This is a genomic window from Cobetia sp. MB87, assembly GCF_011319755.1.
GTDB lineage: Bacteria > Pseudomonadota > Gammaproteobacteria > Pseudomonadales > Halomonadaceae > Cobetia.
On the sequence record NZ_VFBC01000005.1, the window covers coordinates 79,022 to 100,324 of the forward strand.

At 62.8% G+C, this 21,303-nt stretch carries 17 protein-coding genes; 7 read left to right on the top strand and 10 right to left on the bottom strand.

The genetic code is table 11. The features are described from left to right. Positions 1-115 precede the first annotated feature (115 nt). Positions 116-721 (bottom strand): LysE/ArgO family amino acid transporter, encoded by a 606-nt coding sequence (locus tag CDPAHKCJ_RS03685; protein ID WP_166018724.1) that lies wholly within the window; start codon positions 719-721, stop codon positions 116-118. A gap of 135 nt (positions 722-856) precedes the next feature. Here CDPAHKCJ_RS03685 and CDPAHKCJ_RS03690 point away from each other — a divergent pair, with 135 nt between their 5' ends. Then, positions 857-1,795, top strand: coding sequence for a LysR family transcriptional regulator ArgP (locus tag CDPAHKCJ_RS03690; protein WP_166018725.1), 939 nt, complete (start codon positions 857-859; stop codon positions 1,793-1,795). 69 nt (positions 1,796-1,864) lie between these two features. On the opposite strand, the gene argE is transcribed toward CDPAHKCJ_RS03690, so the two are convergent. Together argE and fdhA are read right to left on the bottom strand one after the other, a co-directional pair. Further along, positions 1,865-3,103 (bottom strand): acetylornithine deacetylase, encoded by a 1,239-nt coding sequence (gene argE, locus CDPAHKCJ_RS03695; protein ID WP_240916642.1) that lies wholly within the window; start codon positions 3,101-3,103, stop codon positions 1,865-1,867. Positions 3,104-3,334: 231 nt separating this feature from the next. Continuing rightward, positions 3,335-4,543, bottom strand: a complete 1,209-nt coding sequence (fdhA, locus tag CDPAHKCJ_RS03700) for a formaldehyde dehydrogenase, glutathione-independent (RefSeq protein WP_054555477.1) — start codon at positions 4,541-4,543, stop codon at positions 3,335-3,337. 430 nt (positions 4,544-4,973) lie between these two features. Here fdhA and CDPAHKCJ_RS03705 point away from each other — a divergent pair, with 430 nt between their 5' ends. Together CDPAHKCJ_RS03705 and cfa are read left to right on the top strand one after the other, a co-directional pair. Continuing rightward, positions 4,974-5,351: a hypothetical protein gene (locus CDPAHKCJ_RS03705; protein WP_166018726.1), complete on the top strand. Its 378-nt coding sequence runs from the start codon at positions 4,974-4,976 to the stop codon at positions 5,349-5,351. Positions 5,352-5,894: 543 nt separating this feature from the next. Then, positions 5,895-7,073, top strand: a complete 1,179-nt coding sequence (gene cfa, locus CDPAHKCJ_RS03710) for a cyclopropane fatty acyl phospholipid synthase (RefSeq protein ID WP_166018727.1) — start codon at positions 5,895-5,897, stop codon at positions 7,071-7,073. Between the two features lie 7 nt (positions 7,074-7,080). Here cfa and CDPAHKCJ_RS03715 read toward each other — a convergent pair whose 3' ends face one another. Both CDPAHKCJ_RS03715 and CDPAHKCJ_RS03720 read right to left on the bottom strand, forming a co-directional pair. Further along, positions 7,081-7,602 carry a MarR family transcriptional regulator gene (locus CDPAHKCJ_RS03715; protein ID WP_166018728.1) on the bottom strand — a complete coding sequence of 174 codons (522 nt, stop codon included), beginning with the start codon at positions 7,600-7,602 and terminating at the stop codon, positions 7,081-7,083. 348 nt (positions 7,603-7,950) lie between these two features. Continuing rightward, positions 7,951-9,504 carry a sigma-54-dependent transcriptional regulator gene (locus CDPAHKCJ_RS03720; RefSeq protein WP_043331281.1) on the bottom strand — a complete coding sequence of 518 codons (1,554 nt, stop codon included), beginning with the start codon at positions 9,502-9,504 and terminating at the stop codon, positions 7,951-7,953. Between the two features lie 424 nt (positions 9,505-9,928). Here CDPAHKCJ_RS03720 and phhA point away from each other — a divergent pair, with 424 nt between their 5' ends. The 3 genes from phhA (at position 9,929) to CDPAHKCJ_RS03735 (ending at position 12,405) form a co-directional block, all read left to right on the top strand. Further along, positions 9,929-10,804: a phenylalanine 4-monooxygenase gene (gene phhA / locus CDPAHKCJ_RS03725; protein ID WP_166018729.1), complete on the top strand. Its 876-nt coding sequence runs from the start codon at positions 9,929-9,931 to the stop codon at positions 10,802-10,804. A 67-nt stretch (positions 10,805-10,871) separates the two neighbouring features. Continuing rightward, positions 10,872-11,210, top strand: coding sequence for a 4a-hydroxytetrahydrobiopterin dehydratase (locus tag CDPAHKCJ_RS03730; protein ID WP_166018730.1), 339 nt, complete (start codon positions 10,872-10,874; stop codon positions 11,208-11,210). A gap of 1 nt (position 11,211) precedes the next feature. After that, positions 11,212-12,405, top strand: a complete 1,194-nt coding sequence (locus CDPAHKCJ_RS03735; protein ID WP_166018731.1) for an amino acid aminotransferase — start codon at positions 11,212-11,214, stop codon at positions 12,403-12,405. A 146-nt stretch (positions 12,406-12,551) separates the two neighbouring features. On the opposite strand, the gene CDPAHKCJ_RS03740 is transcribed toward CDPAHKCJ_RS03735, so the two are convergent. From CDPAHKCJ_RS03740 to CDPAHKCJ_RS03755, 4 genes are all read right to left on the bottom strand, one after another. After that, positions 12,552-13,778 (bottom strand): LysR family transcriptional regulator, encoded by a 1,227-nt coding sequence (locus tag CDPAHKCJ_RS03740; RefSeq protein WP_166018732.1) that lies wholly within the window; start codon positions 13,776-13,778, stop codon positions 12,552-12,554. Positions 13,779-14,042: 264 nt separating this feature from the next. Continuing rightward, complete coding sequence (locus CDPAHKCJ_RS03745) at positions 14,043-14,426, bottom strand: RidA family protein (RefSeq protein ID WP_043331285.1); 384 nt, start codon at positions 14,424-14,426, stop codon at positions 14,043-14,045. Positions 14,427-14,559: 133 nt separating this feature from the next. Beyond that, a complete protein-coding gene (locus CDPAHKCJ_RS03750; RefSeq protein WP_166018733.1) occupies positions 14,560-15,819 on the bottom strand; it encodes a D-amino acid dehydrogenase in 1,260 nt (419 codons plus the stop codon). Between the two features lie 488 nt (positions 15,820-16,307). Continuing rightward, positions 16,308-17,639: an MATE family efflux transporter gene (locus tag CDPAHKCJ_RS03755; RefSeq protein ID WP_166018964.1), complete on the bottom strand. Its 1,332-nt coding sequence runs from the start codon at positions 17,637-17,639 to the stop codon at positions 16,308-16,310. Between the two features lie 451 nt (positions 17,640-18,090). On the opposite strand from CDPAHKCJ_RS03755, the gene CDPAHKCJ_RS03760 reads away from it, so the two are divergent. Further along, positions 18,091-19,053: a LysR family transcriptional regulator gene (locus CDPAHKCJ_RS03760; RefSeq protein WP_166018734.1), complete on the top strand. Its 963-nt coding sequence runs from the start codon at positions 18,091-18,093 to the stop codon at positions 19,051-19,053. Positions 19,054-19,243: 190 nt separating this feature from the next. On the opposite strand, the gene CDPAHKCJ_RS03765 is transcribed toward CDPAHKCJ_RS03760, so the two are convergent. After that, on the bottom strand, positions 19,244-20,971 hold the full coding sequence (locus tag CDPAHKCJ_RS03765) for a GGDEF domain-containing phosphodiesterase (protein WP_166018735.1): 1,728 nt from the start codon (positions 20,969-20,971) through the stop codon (positions 19,244-19,246). Positions 20,972-21,303 lie beyond the last annotated feature (332 nt).

Consider the following 21,303-nt stretch of genomic DNA (forward strand, 5'->3'; position numbering starts at 1 on the left):
ACTGTTCACCCGGGGCGCTCTCACTGCCGCGAGCGCCTGACACTGCGTCATGCTTTCTTTACATCTATCGGCGCGTCGCGCCTGCGACTGCCGCATGCCCGCCTTGCGTTGGCCGCTAAAGCCAGGCACCGCTGCCCAGCTGCCAGGCCACCCACAGAAGAATCGTAGCAATGAAGGCCTCGATGACCTGCCAGGCACGAGGGCTGGTCAGGCGTGGCGCCAGCCAGCCGGCACATGCCACCAGGCCGAAGAACCAGCCGATGGAGGCCAGGCTCGCCCCGACGATGAAGCTTTCAGGGGACGGCTGCTGAGCGCCGATCGCGCCCAGCATCACCAGCGTATCCAGATAGACCTGGGGATTGAGCAGCGTGACGGCCAACGTCGCCGCCAGCACCTTGCCGAGACTGGCCTTGAGGGCGTTGCTTGCCGTCAGCTGACCACCAGTGCGCATGCGCCCCAACGCCTTGAGTGCCTGCCAGAGCAGAAACGCCACGCCGCCCCAGCGGGCAATGCTCATCAACAGCGGCGATTGCTGCATGAGCGCGCCAAGCCCGAGCACGCCGGCGATGATCAGCACGCCATCACACAGCGCGCAGAGCCCCGCCACCCACCATTGATGCTCGCGCTTGAGCCCCTGCCCCAACACGAAGGCATTCTGCGCCCCGATGGCGATGATCAAGCCTGCGCCTACCCCTGCCCCATTGAAGAATGACCACCACATGTCGCCTGTCCTTTCGTCGTGTCGTTGCCGTGACTGACGACGCATGCCACGACTGTCAGTGCTGAGGCAGGCAGAGTACGCTAGGATGAATCCATCAAGGAAATTGATTCAAGGAATGGATCATAAGGAATACTGATGCTGGACTATAAACTGCTGGAGGCACTGGCGGCCGTCATCGATCAGGCGGGCTTTGAACGTGGGGCACGAGCTCTGGGGCTGACGCAGTCAGCGGTCTCGCAGCGCATCAAGCTGCTGGAGGCACGGCTGGGGCAGCCAGTACTGGTGCGTACACCGCGCCTGGGGCCGACGCCGCTCGGGCGGCGCCTGCTCAATCATGTCCAGCAGGTGCGCCTGCTGGAGCATGACCTTCTCGACCAGATTCCCGCCCTCGGCGAGAGCGAACAGCGGCTGCGTATCGCCATCAATGCCGATTCACTGGCCACCTGGTGGCCGACCGTCACCGGCAGTTTCTGTCGCGAGCGCGACCTGTTGCTGGACATGCTGGTGGAAGATCAGGAAGTGGCGCTCAGGCGCATGCGCGATGGAGAAGTCGCGGGCTGCATCTGTGCCACACCGCGCCCGGTGCAGGGTGCGCGCTCACACCCGCTGGGCAGCATGCGCTATCGGGCGCTGGCCAGCCCGGACTTCGTGCAACGCCATATCGCGAAGAAGGGCCGCGCCATCCCGCCCATACTGGCGGCCGAGACCCTGCGTCGCATGCCTGCCATCGTCTATGGCCGTGATGACCGCCTGCAACATCGGCTGTTGTCGACCATGGGCTTCGATGAACCCTTCCCCCACCACCTCTGCCCGTCGTCGGAAGGTTTCGTGCGCCTGGCATTGAGCGGCATGGGCTACGGCATGATTCCCGAGCAGCAGGCGGCGCATCTGCTTGCCAGTGGTGAGCTGGTGGATATCGCGCCGAACCATGCCCTCGACGTGCCGCTTTACTGGCATCACTGGCGCCACGGTGGCAGCACGCTGGACAAGCTCACCGACCATCTGTTGCGGGAATGTGCCACGGCATTGCGCCCGATGCCGGAGCAGGAGACGCCCCGCCCCGGCATGTTGTGAGCGCGCACGCTTCAGCCGGGCATCAGGCCCGACAAAAGAGGCTCAGAACAAAGGCTCAACACAGGAGCCTCAACCGCCCTGCTGCTCACGTACCAGCTGGGCCAGGAAACGATCGCAGGCCGCCAGCTGGCTGAGTTCGATGTACTCGTTGGCCTGATGCGCGACCCCGATGGAGCCTGGCCCGCAGACCACCGTCGGCCAGCCTTCGCTCTGGAACTGACCCGCCTCGGTGGTGTACGCCACGGCCTCGCTGGCCCGCTCATCGCCCAGCAGGCGCTGGCAAAGGCGAATGGCCGGATCCCGATCGCCATGCCCGAGTGAAGGCACCGTTTCCACCGTGCGTTCGCTACGGATCGCCACTTCGGGTGCCCGCTCACGATAGGGAGCGACCAGACGCTCGGCGTGGGCATCGATCTCCGCCAGCATCGCCTCGACATCTTCGCCCGGCAGATGACGCAGCTCCCAGTCGAAGATGCACTCCCCGGCGGTGATGTTGACCGCTGTGCCGCCCTCGATACGCCCGACATGCAGACTGGCGTGGGGCACATCGAAGCGCTCGTCCAGATGACCACAGTCGATGCGCGCCTGCATGCGGTCCTCGATGAAGGTCACCATGCGCGCCGCCAGATGGATGGCACTCACCCCCTGATAGACCAGGCTGGAATGCGACGGCTTGCCGGTCACCGTGGTGCGCAGATCGGTAATGCCCTTGTGGGCATCGACGATCGCCATCATGGTCGGCTCGCCCACCAGCACCGCCGCCGGACGCGGCAGGCGGTCACGCAGGCGCGCGATCATGCGCGGCGCCCCCAGACAGCCGATCTCCTCGTCATAGGAGAAGGCAAGAATCACCGGCTTCTTGAGCGTGCCCGCGCGCTGGGCATCCACCAGCGCCGGCACCGCCGCCATGCAGCAGGCGATGAAGCCCTTCATGTCGGCGGAACCGCGCCCGTAAAGGCGACCCTCGGCCTCACGCAGCGTGAAGGGATCACTGTCCCAGGCCTGCCCCTCCACCGGCACCACATCGGTGTGCCCGGAGAGCACCACACCCCCCTCGATTTCCGGCCCGATCACCGCCAGCAGATTGGCCTTGTCGCCACCATCGTTGTGGATGACCTCGGCACTGACGCCGACCACTTCCAGGGCATCGCGCAGGCAATGGATCAACGCCAGATTCGACTCGCGTGACACGGTATTGAAGCTGACCAGGTGCGCCAGCCAGTCGCGGCTGTTGGGCCAGTCGGAAAAATCGGCGTGCTGTGGCATCAGGCTGGCGGTACTGGCGATGGGGGACGCTGAAGCGGACATGGGCATTCCTGTGCAGATACATCAGAGCGGAGAGCACCACACGCAGCGCGCTGGCCTCATATGCTCACCGGTATAGCGCAGCGCTTCTTCGACAACAAGGGCCTGGCTGCAACATCCGCCTGGCAGGCACGCTTCAAAAAAGCCGACGCTGCCACACCCGCTGAAAGGGCATGGCAGCGTCGGCTGTGGCGACAGAACTCCGCTACGGGCGGGATTCAGGCCGTGATGGCATCAAGCAGCACGGCCGTTGCGCACCATGGCGTGAGGGTCGATGACGAATTTCTTGGCAGCGCCGCCATCGAAGTCCGCATAGCCCTGCGGCGCTTCTTCCAGACTGATGACCTGCACATTGACCGCATCGGCGATATTGACGCGCCCGAACAGGATCGCCTGCATCAGCGGGCGGTGATACTTCATCACCGGGCACTGGCCCGTGTGCAGCGAGTGGGACTTGGCCCAGCCCAGCCCGAAGCGCATCGACAGCGCCCCGACCTTGGCGGCCTCATCCTCGGCGCCCGGGTCTTCGGTGACATAGAGGCCGGGGATTCCGATCTGGCCGCCGGCACGCGTCAGCGCCATTGCCGAGTTGAGCACCGTGGCCGGTTGCTCACGGCCATGGTCACACCCACAGCCATGCGCCTCGAAGCCGACGCAGTCGACGAAGCAATCCACTTCGCGCTCGCCGAGAATCACCTCGACCTTGTCCTCCATCGAGCCTTCCTGACGCAGATCGATGGTCTCGCAGCCGAAGCTCTCGGCCTGCTGCAAGCGCTCGGGGATCATGTCACCGACGATGACACAGGCCGCACCCAGCAGCTGAGCGGAGACGGCAGCAGCCAGCCCGACCGGCCCGGCGCCCGCGATATACACTGTGGAGCCCGGTCCTACCCCCGCGGTCACACAGCCGTGGAAACCGGTGGGGAAGATATCGGACAACAGCGTCAGATCACGGATCTTCTCCATCGCCTGGTCGGCATCCGGGAACTTGAGCAGGTTGAAGTCGGCATAGGGCACCATGACGTAATCTGTCTGACCACCAGTCCAGCCGCCCATGTCGACATAGCCGTAGGCCGCGCCGGGACGCGCCGGATTGACGTTCAGACAGATGCCCGTCTTGCCTTCCTTGCAGTTGCGGCAGCGGCCGCAGGCAATGTTGAAGGGGACCGATACGATGTCACCCACCTTGATGAATTCCACATCGCGCCCGGCCTCGACGACCAGACCGGTGATCTCGTGGCCCAGTACCAGGCCCTGCGGCGCCGTGGTGCGGCCTCGCACCATGTGCTGATCACTGCCGCAGATATTGGTCGAGACGACCTTGAGGATGACCCCGTGTTCACACTTGCGATTTCCCAGCGCCAGGGTCGGATAGTCCAGTGATTCGACACTCACCTTCCCCGCTCCCTGGTAGACAACTCCGCGATTGGCATTGGCTGACATGACGTGCTCCTGACTGGCATGGGGGTTTGGCACGTGGCCGGCGTCAGGCAGACAAGCTGGCTTGCGCCGCCCGTCACTTTTCCTGCACCGGCCACCAGCCCGCGGTCGGTGGCGTCCAACCGCAAGGGCTTCTGCAGACTAGGCCAGTTGTCACAGGTAGGCTGTCCAGATGAGGCATCGACATACCTGAATGAGACAGTTCACGACCAAAGTGTCACTTCGGCTATCCCGCAGCCCGCTCGCCAGTGCCTCGCGCCTCTGCTGTTGGCGGCAGGCGACAGTCAGCGTCGATGCATCTCGACACTTGAAGCGCGCGCCCATACCCCCCAGTACTGATGTCAGCGTCATCTTGACGACAGAAATTGCGACCCGAGCCCGTTTTCATGACGGCTCGGGAAGACAGCTCTGAAAGACACTTCAAGGAGAGATCATGACCCTGACATCCAATGCCCTGCGCAATTCCTGCATGACCCTGGCCATCGTCGGTTCCGCCTTCATTGCCGGTTGCGGCAGCACCAGCGTGATAGAGAAGCAGGACACGCGCTACGAAGTCAGCGCCGTCGATGAAGACCGCGATGATGCCATCGCACAGGTCAAGGAGCGCGCACTCGAGGTGTGTGAAGAGCAGGACCGCGACAAGTACGATGTGCTCGACTCGCGCGTCTTCGGCCCGCACGACGCCACCGCCAAGGCTGCCGATGGCAATGACCAGCTGGAAGGCGGTACCGTCAATGAAGACACCGAAATGGCTGCCGCCACCCATGAAGGCGAAGGCTACAAGGTCGTCTGGACCGTACGCTGCCGCTGAGGCGTTCCCCGTCAGGTAGCGTGACCTGACAGCGCGATCGAACGCGAAAGCGAAAGCCGGAACGACGGCGAAATGAATGCGCAGCATCCGTCAGAAAGCCGCCCCCAGGGGCGGCTTTCTTGCGTTCCGGCACCAAGCGATAACCAAGGAAAACCGGCACTGCGACACTTGAGTTCCAAGGCCGCAACCATCGGTTGCCCCAGAAATCAGTCAATTGCACCGCCCCATTAGACGACTCTTGACTATGCTGAGATGAAAGCTGTCCCAGCGCCGCCCCTGATCGACATATGAGATTGGTGAAGAGTGAGTACCCGCCGCCGGACTGGCACACCTGCGGCGACTCGGACACTGAACATGCATGAACCTTGTTGCATGGGGCTCGCGACATGAATCGCGCAGCATGCATCTCACTGAATAAAGCTCGCGCATTGCCATGCGAGACGTTCGACAGCCCTATCGCCCGAGGGCTATCGATCACTGCCATACGCCATGACGAACCCATCAGGACTCTCTGCGCCCGCGCGCCGTCAAGGAGGCTTTTCCATGAGTATCGAACAACGCCTGGCCCCCGTTGCACTCCCCGACACCCGTCATCGACGCACCGTCGAACATCTGCTGGCAGGTTCCGGCGTCAGGCTCAACGGACCTGACCCCTGGGACATTCGCGTCCGCCATCCGGACCTGTTCCGGCGGGTGCTGCAGCAAGGCAGCCTGGGACTGGGCGAGGCTTACATGGAAGGCTGGTGGGACTGCGAGCAGATCGACGAGATGATCTGTCGCCTGCTGCGGCATGGCCTGGGCAGCCGCGCCCACACCACCAGCGAGCGTATCGCCTATCGACTGCAGGCCGGAGTGATCAATCTGCAGAGTCGCCGCCGCGCCGGCGTGGTCGGCAAGGTGCATTATGACTTCGGCAATGACCTCTTCACGCGCATGCTGGATGACACCCTGTGCTACAGCTGCGGCTACTGGAAAGACCTGCCGATCAGCGCGGAGAACCTGGGCAAGGCGCAACAGGCCAAGCTGGATCTGGTGTGTCGCAAGCTGGGGCTAACGCCTGGCATGCGCCTGCTGGATATCGGCTGTGGCTGGGGGAGCCTGGCCGCCTACGCCGCGCGCCATTACGGCGTTGAGGTCGTCGGCATCACCATCTCCGCCGAGCAGGCCGCGCTGGCGCGCGAGCATTGCGCAGGGCTACCGGTGGAAATCCTGCTCAAGGACTATCGCGACCCTGACTTCCGGCGCACGGTGGGCAGCTTTGATGCCATCGCCTCGATTGGCATGTTCGAACACGTCGGCCACAAGAACTACGCCACCTATTTTGCCCATGCCGCGCACCTGCTGCGCCCCGGCGGACGTTTCGTGCTGCATACCATCGGCTCCAACCAGAGTGATATCTCGGCCGACCCCTGGGTCAATCGCTATATCTTCCCCAATGGCGTGCTGCCCAGCGCCAGTCAGCTGGTACGCGCCAGTGAAGCACATCTGGTGATGGAGGACTGGCACAACTTCGGCGCCGACTATGACCCGACATTGATGGCGTGGCGCGCCAATCTCGACCAGCACTGGCATGAGCTGGCCGATACCTACTCACCGCGTGACAAGCGCATGTTCGAATACTATCTCGGTGCCTGCGCGGGCGCCTTCCGCGCCCGCCAGCTGCAGTTGTGGCAGGTGGTATTCACCCATGGCACCGCAGGGCGCTACGACGCGCCACGTTGATCGGATGTCATCCCTGACGACTGCGCTGATATTCGGCCTGGGAGCGCGCGATGCTGGCACTGGCATTGTCTTCGAACTGGAGAAGAGCTCGGGCGAAGGCATTGAGCACTTCGTCATCGAAGCCGACGTACAGCTCGGCCCGTACTCGTTCGATGCGCTCCGTCAACTGGGTCAGGCATTGGCGACCTTGCTCGGTGAACCACAGGCAACGCGCCCGCTTGTCGGTCTCGTGCGGCACGCGTGCGATCAGCTGCTGAGCCTCGAGCTGGTTGAGGGTGCGCGTCAGCGACGGCATCTCGATGCCCAGCTCACTGGCCAGCATCTGTTGGGTACAGCCCTCGCCGAGCTTTTCCAGATGGACCATGACCGTCCAACGCGATTCCGTCATGTCCAGGCTGCGCACCGCGCTGGTAATGGCGGTGCGCCATAGACGATGGACTCGACCGACCTGGCCGCCCAGCGATGGCTTGATCTGCTCGTGAAACGGGATTTCCTGTGTCGGATCCGTCCCCGGAGAATGTGCGTTCATATAGCGTCTCTCGACATGAAAGCTCCCATGACACTCCCCCTCATCAGTACTGAGCGGGAGACCCACGAGAGCCTTGATTGGTACGGTGTCAGGGCGGCGCTTGCCGCCGATATCAGACGCCACCTATATTAGCTTGCTAACAATATAAGAATCATACCCTTTATTAGCGAGCAAAACAATTCACCAGTTCCGATATCCAGACACGCATTCAAGCGCCTCTCCGATCCTGTCTTCTTGCCTGTCTTTTACCCTTCCTTCTCTTTCTCCTTCTCTTTCACCTATTTCCTGCTTTGCTGCTTTCCTCTCGCTCTGTTGTCTGTTCTCTCCCACCATCACCTGCACCGCGGGTCATTCCTGTGCGATGCCGTGACGCTTGAGCTTGTTGGCGATGGTGGTATGCGAGACCCCCAGGCGCTTGGCCAGCAATCGACTGGACGGATACTCGGGGTAGAGATGCGCCAGGATGCGCCGTTCGACCTCGTCATGGATATCACCCAGGCTGCCGGTGAGGTCGATATTGTCGAGACCCTCATCACGCGCCTCGCCGGTCAGACGCAGATGCTGCGCCTCGATCACCTCGCCATCGCACAGCGAGACGGCCTGGAACAGCACGTTCTCCAACTGACGCACGTTGCCCGGCCAGTGATAGCCCTGTAGACGCGCCATGGCCTCGGGCGAGATATCCCGTACGCGAGCGCCGATCTGGCGCACTGCCCGCTCGAGAAAATGCCGTGCCAGCTCCTCGAGTCCATCCAGACACTCCCTGAGTGGCGGAATCTGCACGCACAGCACATTGAGGCGATGGAAGAGGTCATGGCGGAAGCGCCCTTCGCTGCACAGTGCCGGCAGGTCCTGTTGGGTAGCGCAGATCACGCGCACATCGAGGAAGGTCTCCTCATCGCTGCCGACACGGCGGAAACCGCCGTCCTGCAAAAAGCGCAGCAGCTTGACCTGCATGCGCGGACTCATCTCGCCGACCTCATCCAGGAAGATGGTGCCGCCACTGGTCAGCTCCAGCAGGCCCAGCTTGCCCTCCGGCCGCGCGCCCTCGAAGGCGCCCGGGGCATAACCGAACAACTCCGTCTCGGCCATCGACTCTGGCAGCCCCGCGCAATTGAGCGCCATGAAGGGGGCCTGGCCGCGGGGGCTGGCCAGGTGACAGGCCCGCGCCAGCAGCTCCTTGCCGGTGCCGGTCTCGCCTTCGATCAGGAGCGGCGCATCCAGCGGCGCCATGCGGCGAGCCTCCTTGACCACCGCCGACAGCTGACGGCTCGCCTGGAAGATGGCCTCGAAACCGCGCACCTCGGTGCGCTGGATCTGGTAGATACGCGAGCCCAGGCGGTCTGCACGATGCAGGGTGACCACGGCGCCCGCCAGCGAGGCGACATCCTCGTTCTCGGTGTGCAGTGGCGCGATATCGGCGAGGAAGGTCTCTTCTCCCACCCGCAGGCGCAGGCCATTGACGCGGGCATTGTTGCGCCGGATCAGCTCCGGCAGATCGACATCCTGGACATGACGCGTCAGCGCCAGTCCCGGCACCTCATCGATACGCACTCCGAGCAACTTGCCCGCCGCGCGATTGGCCGCCACCACGCGCCCATCCATGTCGATGGACATCACCGGGTCTGACAGCGATGACAACAGCGCATTGAGCTCCAGATGGCGTCGCTCGGTGGGCATCAGGCTGACGCGACTGACCTTGAAGACCCCGGGAATCTCCTCGAGGGTCGGCTTCAGGGTCGAGAGCTGCATGCGCAGCATGTTGGGCACATGCAGATAGATGGAGTTGTTGGCCTCCCCGCCGACCTCCCCGCGCAGCACGTTGAGGCCGTAATCGGCAAAGGGAGCCAGGATGTCGCGCAGAATCCCGATTCGATTCTGGCAGGTCAGTTTGAGGCGCATGGCGTTCTCGGCATTGTCGTTGGAATTCTTGTTGGCATTGTCACTGGAATTGTTGTCGAAATGGTGTCGCCGGCCTGGCGTCGCCACTCGAGTGACGGAGGGCTTGGCGACGGACAGCTGAATGACGTTAACGTAAGCGTTATCAAAAACGTCGTAAAGCATTCCTTACAAAAGACAGTAATGCAGAGGTGCATGAACGCCCGAATGGCACAGGGTGCGCCCGATTACCGCTCCAGTGTCACAATTATGTGACAAGACACGCACCAACGCAGCGTTATCTGCTATGCGAAGCCACGCCTGACCACTGGTCAACGCCACCCGACAGGGCCTAGCGTTGTCATCGACATGCAAGGACTGGCATGTACGCCATAATGACAACACGGCAGCCTGCTCGGCAGCGCCGCCATCTGGTTGGGGAGGTTGCATGAACGCACCGCAGGGTCGTCATTGGCCACAGACATCCCAGGAAGCTCAGCCCGGCTCACAAGCCAAGGGTACCCGCTACGTTGCCCATGAGCCGGATGCCCGAGGCCGGATCCATTACAGCGATCAGGAGAACGCCACCTGGCAGACACTGATGTCGCGCCAGATGGCACTGGTCGAGGGGCGTGTCTGTCGCGAGTATCTACAAGGGCTCGAGCGCCTTGCCCTGCCAGAGGACCGTATCCCCCAGCTTGGCGAGATCGATCGGGTCCTGGAAGCTGCCACCGGCTGGCGAACCGCTCGCGTGCCGGCCTTGATCCCCTTCACGCGCTTCTTCGAGCTGCTCGCCGAGCGGCGCTTCCCGGTCGCCACCTTCATCCGGCGCCCGGAAGAACTCGATTATCTGCAGGAGCCGGACATCTTCCACGAGATCTTCGGTCACTGCCCGATGCTCACTCACCCCGCCTTCGCCGAGTTCACCGCCACCTACGGACGCCTCGGTCTCGCCGCCAGCAAGGAAGAGCGCGTCTATCTGGCCCGCCTCTACTGGATGACGGTGGAATTCGGCATGCTGCGCGAGACTCAACCCGATGGCAGTCGCGCCCTGCGCCTCTACGGCGGCGGCATCATCTCCTCGCCGCGCGAGACCCGCTATGCCCTGGGCGAGCTTGCGGAGAGTCTCGAACATCCCGCACATCTGCCCTTCGATGCCGTCGAGGCACTGCGCACCCCGTATCGCATCGACATCCTGCAGCCGCTCTACTATGTCCTTGAGTCACTGGACGATCTGCATGAACTCGCCAGCCGCGACATCATGGCGCTGGTGCACGAGGCGATGGCACTCGGCCTCAAGACGCCGCGCTTCGCGCCACGCTGATCGCACCGGTGCCCTTGCGCTCCTTATCACCCGCCCCACCCTCTTTCCTCAAGCCGGAGATAGTGACATGACCGAACTCGCCAGACAGTCCTGTGAAGCCTGCAGCTTCGATGCGCCCAAGGTCAGCGATAGCGACATCGAGACGCTCAAGACCGCGATTCCCGAGTGGCAGTTGCTCAATCGCGATGGCATCATGCAACTGGAACGGTGCTTTAAGTTCCGCAACTTCAAGCAGGCACTGGCATTCACCAATCGCGTAGGCGAGATTGCCGAGGAAGTCGGGCACCACCCGGCACTTCTCACCGAGTGGGGCAAGGTCACCGTGACCTGGTGGTCCCACGAGATGAAGGGTCTGCACAAGAACGATTTCATCATGGCCGCCAGAACCGACGAGGTAGCGAAATAAGATGTTCGAGCAGATTGCGCGTGTACCCGGGGATGCCATCCTCGGCCTGATCGAAGCCTTCAACAAGGACACCAACCCGCAGAAGGTCGACCTCGGCGTGGGCGTCTATCGCGATGCCAACGGCAATACGCCGGTCATGCGTGCGGTCAAGCAGGCCGAGAGCCGACTGGTCGAGAATGAAGTCACCAAGACCTACATCGGCTCCCACGGTGACCCGCGCTTTGGCAAGGTCGTGCTGCCGATGGTGCTGGGTGCCGAGTCGCCGGTACTGGCCGCCAATCGCGCCAGCGCCACCCAGGCGCCCGGTGGCACCGGTGCCCTGCGTCTGGCGGCGGACTTCATCGCCAGCAACCTCAAGGGCCGTGATATCTGGCTGTCCACCCCGACCTGGCCGAACCACCTGGGCATTTTCGACGCCGCCGGCATCACGCGTCATAACTACCCGTATGTCGACGAGAACAACCGCCTCGACTTCGACGGCATGCTGGCGACGCTCAAGACGATTCCGGAAGGTGACGTGGTACTGCTGCACGCCTGCTGCCACAATCCGACCGGTTTCGATCTGAGCCGCGAGCAGTGGGACCAGGTACTGGAAGTCGTTCAGGCACGCAAGCTGCTGCCGCTGATCGACTTCGCCTATCAGGGCTTCGGTGACGGTCTGGAAGAAGACGCCTACGGCGTGCGCCTGCTGGCCGAGAATGTCGATGAAGCCATCATCACCAGCTCCTGCTCCAAGAACTTCGGCATCTACTGCGAGCGCACCGGCTGCCTGATCCTGATCGCCAAGGACGAGGAGAGCATGCTGGACGTGCGCACCCAGGCCGCGATCACCGCGCGCGAGAACTACTCCAACCCGCCGGCCCATGGCGGTGCAGTGGTCATCGACATCCTCGAGGACGACACCCTGCGCGGCGAGTGGCAAAGCGAGCTGACCGAGATGCGTGAGCGCATCAACGGCCTGCGTCGTGATTTCGTCGAGGCGCTCAAGCCGTATGGTCTGGATGAGCAGTTCGCCTTCATCGCCGAACAGCGTGGCATGTTCTCCTACACTGGCCTTTCGCCGGAACAGGTCGATCGCCTGCGTGACGAGTTCGGCATCTACATGGTGCGCTCCGGCCGTGCCAACGTGGCAGGCTTCTCCACCGAGAACCTGCCCTATGTGGCCAAGGCCATCGCGACCGTCGTCAAGGGCTGAGCCCGAGCGAGCGCTGTCGTGAAAGACAAGAAAAACCCCGCCAATTGGCGGGGTTTTTCTTGAATGGTCGGTTGTCTGACCTGTTCTCTGATCTGCTCTCCAGTCTGAGGCAAGGCTTCAGCCAGTTACCTGCGCCATCATGCCGATCAGCCTTCCTCGTCCGCCTGCGGCAGACGGGCAAGACTCGCCGCCACCTCCTCCTCGAGCAGGCTGACCAGCAGGGCCTGCACCGCGTACAGCGACTCCCCTTCCTCGGCCGTCGACATCTTCCACTTGAGCTCCAGATAGCGCTCGCTGCGCATCGAGAGCGGCAGGCCGATCAGGTCGCCTCTGGCGTCCTCGAGCACCTGCAGCGCCGACAGCGCATCAATGATGGTGGCGGCACTGCCCGAGCGCGCCAGACGCCCGGCACTGGCCGACGTGGCAACTTCCAGCAGACTCGTCGGCGTCACGCGCTCACGCTTCAGCAGCCCCCGAATCAAGCGTCCCTGACTGCTGGTTTCGGGCAGGTCCACGAAGGGCCGCTCATTGAGGCGCGCAAGGGTCAGCGGCTTGTCCAGCAGCGGCCAGCGCGAGGGCCACAGCAGCATCAAGGGCAGCTTCAGCGCGGGCGGTACCTCGGCTTGCGCCTCGTCACTGGCCTCTTCACTTGTCCCTTTTCGGGAAGCGGCCCCTTCGACATTGTGCGCATCCTCCTCGACGTCAAACGGCAGCTCCGGCGTATCCCCCAGCTCGGGCATGGCGGCCTTGGCGGCAGGCCTTGCCTCGTCGTCATCGCCTTCGATGAGTGTCGTCTCCTCGCGCGCACGCTGCCGCAGGCTGGCCTTGAGCTCGCGAGCGCGTGCCGCCGCTGTCTTGGCACGCTTGCCGCCCTGTGGCTCCGGCGGTGCTTCCAGGCTCACCGCCATCGCGACCCGGCCCTCGCGGATGGCGAGATCATGCTGTGACACCTCGAGCACTTCCAGACTCGGCAGCCACTCACTCAAGGCTTCACTGGCCGCGATGCGCGTCAGCCAACCGGCACTGAAGACCTCCAGACCGGGTGTGACCGCCAGCACGAGACGCGGGCGCTTGCCGCTGCCCGGCCCGAAGGCCAGTCGCCTGAGCTCGGATTGGGCACTGAACATCCGGGCGAGTGAGGGCGTCAGACGCTCGGCTTCCGGGGTCGGCACCAACTTGCCGCCCTCGCGCAGAAACAACGAATAGCCCAGTGTCTGCTCTAGTTGTGCCAAGCCCCGTGAGACTACCGGCACACTGATGCCCAGTTGCGCGGCACCGCCTTTCATCGAGCCACACTCGATTACCGCCCACAGCATTTCCAGCTGACGCAGCCGTATGCCGGGTTCACGGGTGCCTGTATCTGACTGCGCCATGGTGTTGCTCCTTGAAGGGTTCGTCCGCGATGCTCCGAGAGTCAGCGCTGGACGCCGGCTCATTTAGCCTTACGCTAATCATGCTGGCGCCAAATGTCACGCTCAAGCTGCCTACAGGACGTCACGACCCCTGAAACGACACTCCCCCCGCTGATGAATCAGCGAGGGGAGTGAGAAACGAAACATCGATTCGCGCCAATCGTTCATTCAGAGCGGCCACTGGTTCAGACCGTCCGCTCGTTCATACCGACCAAGGACAAGCGATCAGGAGAGTGCCAGTACGCCTTCTGCTTCAAACAGCACGCCCTTGGGCAGCTCCTTGACGCCGACGGCCGCACGCGCCGGATACGGCTGGCTGAAGTACTGCTCCATCAGGGTGTTGACCACGGCGAAGTTGCTGAGATCGGTCAGGAACAGATTGACCTTGACCAGCTGATCCAGGCTGCCACCGGAAGCTTCACACACCGCCTTGAGATTGCGGAACACCTGGTCTGCCTGGGCTTCAAAACCGCCTTCCACCACTTCCATGGTCGCCGGGTCCAGCGGGATCTGGCCGGACAGGAACACCAGATTACCCGTGCGCACCGCCTGGGAATACGGGCCGATGGCAGCCGGTGCGGACTCGGTAGAGATAATCTGCTTGGTCATGCGCAATTCCTTGTTCAATCAGTTGACGGAGAGACACTCGAAAAAGACGACTTCACTGCATTACGCGCTACCTGGCAGCCCCCTGGCGCAACCACTGAACCAGAAACTGTCACGGACAACACTGCGCCGAGCATCAGGCAGCGTAGCGCCCAAGACTGAGACCATTGGGGTCGATCGTGGGCTTGCGACCATCCACCAGGTCCGCCAACAGACTCGCACTGCCGCAGCTCATGGTCCAGCCCAGGGTGCCGTGTCCGGTGTTCAACCACAGATTGTCGTACTTGGTGCCGCCGATGATCGGCGTGGAATCCGGCGTCATCGGTCGCAGGCCGGCCCAGAATTCCGCCTTGGCATAGTCGCCCGCTTCCGGGAAGACATCACGCACCACCATGTTGATGGTCGCACGGCGCTTCTCGAGCAACGACAGATCGAAGGAGGCAAGCTCCGCCGTACCACCCACGCGAATGCGATCGTCGAAGCGTGTCAGCGCGACCTTGAAGGTCTCGTCCATCACGGTGGACTGCGGCGCGGCATCGGCATTGATGATCGGCACGGTCAGGCTGTAGCCCTTGACCGGATAGATCGGCAGATCCAGGTCCAGATCACGCGCCAGGAACGGCGAGTAACTGCCCAGACACATCACGTAGCTGTCTGCGGTCATCTCGCCACGGTCGGTGATGACCTTCTCGATGCGGCTACCGCTGCGCTGGATACGCTGGATGGTGGTATTGAAGACGAAATTGACGCCCAGGGTGTCACGGCAGTAATCCGCCAGCCGGTTGGTGAACAGGTGGCAATCGCCGGTCTGGTCATCCGGCAGGTGCAGGCCGGCGATGAACTTGCCCGGCACGCGGGTCAGTGCCGGCTCCACCGTGGCGCAGGCATCGGCGTCCAGCAGCTGATGGCGTACACCACAGCCCGCCAGCACCTTCATGTCGCTCTGCACGGCATCGACCTGCGCCTGGGTACGAAACAGCTGCAACAGCCCCTTCTGACGGTCTTCGTAGCGCAGCCCGGTCTCTTCGCGCAGGGCATTGATGCAGGCACGGCTGTACTCGGAGACCCGTACCATGCGCTCCTTGTTGACGGCATAACGGTCGGCGTTGCAGTTGGCGAACATCTTGACCATGAACTTGGCCATCTGCGGGTCCATGCGCGGCTGGATCTTGAGAGGCGCATGCTCCTGGAACATCCACTTGACGGCTTTCTGCGGAATGCCAGGCGCCGCCCACGGCGAGGAGAAGCCGAAGGAGACCTGACCGGCGTTGCCGTAGCTGGTTTCCATCGCCGGGCTGGCCTGACGGTCGACGACCGTGACCTCATGCCCCTGACGCGCCAGATAATAGGCACTGGTGACACCGACGACGCCACTACCGAGTACAAGAATCTTCATGTTGGCCTACCCCATGACTGCAAGCCGCGCCCCACGGCAAATGACAGGCGTATTCGCGCACTCGGCAGCGAATAAAGACGATGAAGGCCGGCACCGGTCGACAAGGCGACTCACAGTGGCTTGGCCCGAATGCATCCAGTATAGAGGCGCAAACCACGGTTAATATTCTGTTATGAGGCTGCGTATCAGAAAATAAGCAGGTAAATTTCATATCATGGCAGTGATAAAAAACAAAAAAGCGGCCATTTTTGGAATGGCCGCTTTCGGTGCGTCTCAGCGGACTGCTGACGGGACTTCTGGCAAGGTCTGCTGACAGGACTTCGTGGCAGAATCTTGTGGCAAGCGACTGACGGCAGGCAGCACCGCCCGACATCTCACGCGGGCCGCCGCGATCAGACCTTGGCGTTCAGGCCCTCGCTATCTGCCCCTCATAGGCAGACCGTCATGGACAGACCGTCATACCCGCTTCTCAGCTCCGCTCAGTCAGATCAGGTCGTCGCGATATAGGCATGATCACGCACTGACTTGCCACGGTTGCCCAGGGCCTGACGATAGACACGCCATGCCACCACACCCGCCAGCAGATTGCCGATGGCCGAGCCGATGGCGACACCGCGCAGCCCATCCAGATGTGCCCCCAGCCATACCGCCGGCATGAAGCAGATGAAGAGACGCACGAATGACAGCGCCGTGGCACGCAGCGGCCACCCCAGTGCGTTGGCAGCCGACACGACCAGCATGCAGATGCCGAGGAAGGAGTAACTGGGCAACATCCACGGCAGCAGGACCGCCAGCGCCGCCGATACCTCGTCACTGCCCACCAGCACATAGGCCAGCGGTGTCGCCAATACCGCCGCGATGATGCCCAGCACCAGCTGCCAGATCACCACCACGCGGGCAGCCAGGTTCATCAGGCGACGAATTTCCTGCCAACGACCGGCGCCATAACAGCGCCCCAGCCACGGCGGCAGCGACATGGTCAGGGCCAGCACCACGATCAGCGAGAAGGTTTCCAGGCGTGAGGCGATACCCCAGGCGGCCACCTCCGTCTGACCCAGCCCCGCGACGATGGCAGTGACCAGCATCGCGGAGAGGGCCGGCATCATCTGACACAGGATCGCGGGTATCGCGATCCCCGCCAGCTGACGGCGCGAAGCCTGCCATTCGGCCCACAGGCCGCGATAATCCATCCAGTCGCGGCGCGAGAGCTTGAACGCCGTGATGGCAAGCCCGGCCCCGAAGGAGAGCACGGTCGCCCAGGCAGCCCCCGCCAGACCGAAGCCAGGCAGTGGCCCCGCGCCGAAGATCAGCAGCGGATCCAGCACCAGATTGAAGATACTGGTCAGCAGCATCATCTCGCCCGGCAGGCGTGTGTCGCCATGGGCGCGGAACAGGCTGTAGAGCACATAGGCCATGGCCCCCAGCCAGCTGGCGATCAGTGACGGGCCCCAGTAGACCTCGATCAGCTTCATCTCGGCGGCATTGGCACCCAGCAGCTCGAAGGCCGGCACCCTGATGGCCCACAAGAGCAGCATCAGCAGTGCCATCAACACACCGGATCCCAGCAACACTACACCGCCCAGACGCCGCGCACGCGCCTCATCCTCGGCACCCAGGGTACGCGAGACGATCGCGGCGATCGCGATGCCCATGCCGACCTGTACCCCGATGATCAGAAAGGTCAGCGGGAAGGTGAAGGATTGCGCAGCCAGTGGCGCGGTGCCCAGATGCGAGACGAAGGCAGCATCGACCAGGTTGAAGCCCAGCAGTCCCATGATGCCGAGCGTCATCGGCAAGGTGCTGCGCCACAGGCGTGACATCAGCTCACGCGTCGTCGGACTTCCCGGCGTTGGCGGGGTCGATGTTGCAGAAGCTTCGGTGGACATAGAAGAAGACATGAACTCACTCCCAGCATGTCGAGCATGACTGGTTGGATGAAGGTAAAGGCGCCGGAACACTTGTGTGACGCTGGAGTGACGATTCTAGGGATTTCGTCAGACCCCAGATAGGCTCAGTGAGACATGTCTTTGATGCATTGTCGGCAACAGGAAGAGCGAGAAACGCGTTGATGCGTGGTATTAGAGGAAACAGTGACCGTGATAAACTGACCTTGTCAGGGATTTCCGTCATCCGGATTCGTGATGACGCCCCATGCAATGTCACCGAGTATCGACTGCTATCGAAGATGGACCGTCGCTTTATATGCACTGACTGCCTCATGGATGGCTGGCAGAGTGTTCCCCTCCCCATGGCATCACGAGAGGTCAGACCGTGGATAAAGCATCCCGTTTGTTGCTGTTTCTCGATGTGGTAGAAGCACAGAGTTTTTCCAAGGCGGCTGACCATCGTCAGGTCAACCGCTCGGTGGTCTCCAAGCAGATCAGTCGTCTGGAAGAAGAACTGCAGATTCGCCTGTTCAATCGCTCGACCCGCTCGCTGGCCCTGACGGATGCGGGGCGCGAGATCCATCAGCACGCACTGCGTCTACGTGAAGTGCTGGAAGATACCGATGATGTGGCCGGCGCCTATCAGGATGGCCCGCGTGGCATCCTGAAGATCACCAGCCCGAGCCATTTCGGGCGCACCTATGTCGCCCAGGCCGTGCGCCTGTACATGGAGCGCTACCCGGATACCCAGGTGGAAGTACGCCTGGAAGACCACCTGACCGACCTGATCGGCGGCGGTTATGACCTGGCCATTCGCATGTCGGAGCTGGAAGATTCCAACCTGATCGCGCGTCCGCTGGCTGCACACCGTCACCTGATCTGTGCCTCGCCGGCCTTCATCGAGCGTCACGGCATGCCCCAGACCCCCGCCGATCTGTCTGGCCTGCCGGCGGCGGTATATTCCCGCGATGGCTTCATTCTTGACCGCCTGCGTGTCTGCACCGAAAGCGGTGTCGAGGAAAAGGTGGCGCTGGATTCGCGTCTCAAGGTCAATGATGCCGACGTGCTGATCGGTGCCATCAAGTCGGGTGCCTGCTATGGCATGGTATCCGCGATCAACATCAAGGACGAGATCCTGGATGGTGAACTGGTGCCGCTGTTGACCAACGTGCCGATGAAGCCCTTGCCTTCGATCCACCTGGTCTACCCGCACCGCCAGTACCTGCCGCAGAAGACGCGTCGCTTCAGCGATTGCCTGCAGGAGGTCGTCGGCACGCCGCCCGTCTGGGAGCAGCGCATTCCGGGCTTCGAGAACATGTACGGCTACGGTAACGGTTGCAGCGCATGAGACGTCGCCACGACTCTCGAGTCTGAATGCAAGCCGCCACCTCTCGCGGCCAGTGCCAGACCCGAATGCTCACCATGAAAACGCCCGCCACGCAGAGTCACTGCGTGGCGGGCGTTGTCTTTTCAGGCCCCTTCATTTCAAGCGCCTTTCACTTCCGCCCCCTTCATCAAGCGCTCTCAGAGCGAAACTCTCAGGGGCAGGGATGGATCGACGGCTTGCGCTTGAGCCACTCGACCAGCTCCGGCAGGCGCTTGGGACGTGCATAGCGGAAGCCCTGCACCAGATGACAACCCATCTCGACCAGCAGGCGCTCCTGCTCTGCAGTCTCGACGCCTTCCGCCAGCACCTCCATGCCCAGACTGTCGGCCAGCGAGATCGCGTGGGAGACGATGGCGCGGTCGCGGGCATCATGATCAAGGCTACCGACGAAGCGCTGATCAACCTTGAGGCGGCAAGCACGCAGGTCACGCACGTAGAGCAGTGACGCGAAGCCGGTGCCGAAATCATCGATCGCCAGGCGCACGCCGCGTTCGATCAGGCCGGTCAGTCGCTCCACGACGCGATCAAGATCCGGCACGCGTGAGGATTCGGTGATCTCAAGCTCCAGGCGTTCCGGCGCGAAGTCATGGCGCGCCAGGGCCTCCGAGACACGCTCGGGGAAGCCGGGATCACGAAACTCCTGAGCCGAGACATTGATCGCCACCGACAGCGGCTTGCCGTTCGGCGTCACCAGGTCACGCGTTGCCGAAAGGGCCGTGTCCATCACCCGCGCGCCGACGGTACCGATCAAGCCGTACTGCTCCGCCAGCGGGATGAAGCGCCCCGGCCCGATGGTGCCAAGCTCGGGGTGGTCCCAGCGCACCAGCACCTCGACGCCGACGGCCTGGCCACTGGCGAGGTCGAACTGGGGCTGGAAGGCGAGATCCAGCTCTTCGAGATGCTCGCGCAGGTCACTGGTCAGGCGATAGTCGTTGAGATGCTGCATATGCGCGCCGGGCGAGAACACATGCAAGGGACCACAGACATCGATGTCATCGTATTCGCCGTGCAACATGGCGAGTTCGGCCAGATGCATCAGACGATGGGCACGCCGTGCGTGCTGCGGCGCCAGACTGATGCCGACCCGCGCCGTGACCGGCAGGGCCTTGCCATCCAGTCGCATCAGCATCACCAGCCGTTCGCACAGCTCGTTGGCACGCGCGATCAGGCTGGCCTCATCCCCGACGAAGAACAGCGCGAAGGCATTGCCCAGGGGGCGGCAGACCAGGGCGTCGCGATACTGCAGAGACATGGCTTCTGCCACCCGCTCCAGCAGCGGATCGATGCGTTCGGCACCGTGCGCCGAGTTGATGATCTCCAGGTGGGTCAACGACAGATAGATGATGCCGGCATCGATGCTACCGTCGACGCTTTCTTCCAGCAGCAGTTCATCGATCTGGGCATTGAAGCGATCGCGCGACAGCAGGTTGATGGGCTGCAGGCGGCGCAGGGCGATCAAGACCTTGTCATCCACCCCAGCCGCCCGCGCCTCAGCCAGCCCCGAGAACGGCGCCTTGAGGCGGACTCGCCGCTCGCTGACCGGCTCGAGCCGCGGCCGCTCGGTGCCGAACAGCTCCTGCCAACCACAGGTGTTGGCCACCAGACACTCGGCATCGAAGATCGCCATGCGCCACGGCAGATTGGCCTTCTGCACCAGCAGCCATTCGCCCAGCTCGCCGGTGATGCCCATCAACCAGAAGCCGGGCTGGCCGCTGATGCCACAAGGCTCCGGCTGCTTGGGCAGCGGGGATGGCAGCTCCGGCACCCTGTCTTCCTGGCGAGCGCGCGGCGACGTCCAGGCGAGTTGGCCGAAGCGGTCATGGATCCACAACGGCTCTTCGATGGACGACAGCAATTTGATCAAGATATCGAGAGGCACGCTCACTCCACCTGCAGTCATAAGGAAAATGGCTTGATGCCCCGCAAGGGCCGCCTGTCGCCAGTGATGTTGGCCGCTGGCTGGCGCAACGCGGGTAACACCGCCGGGACATGACACGTCATTCACGCTTCCGGCTGTTCTCGCGCTTATCTGCTTACACCTGCTTTCATTGTCGCCGCTGGCTGCAGCAAGGCCCGGGCCGCATGGCTAATGCGGCAATGTCCGAGCGCCCATGCTACTCCTCCTATGGACATTGCCAGGCGCCAGAGTGCTGCACTTTGTCTCTTCTGATCGCCCTTTTGAGTGCCCTCGTGAACGCTCTTTTGAACGCC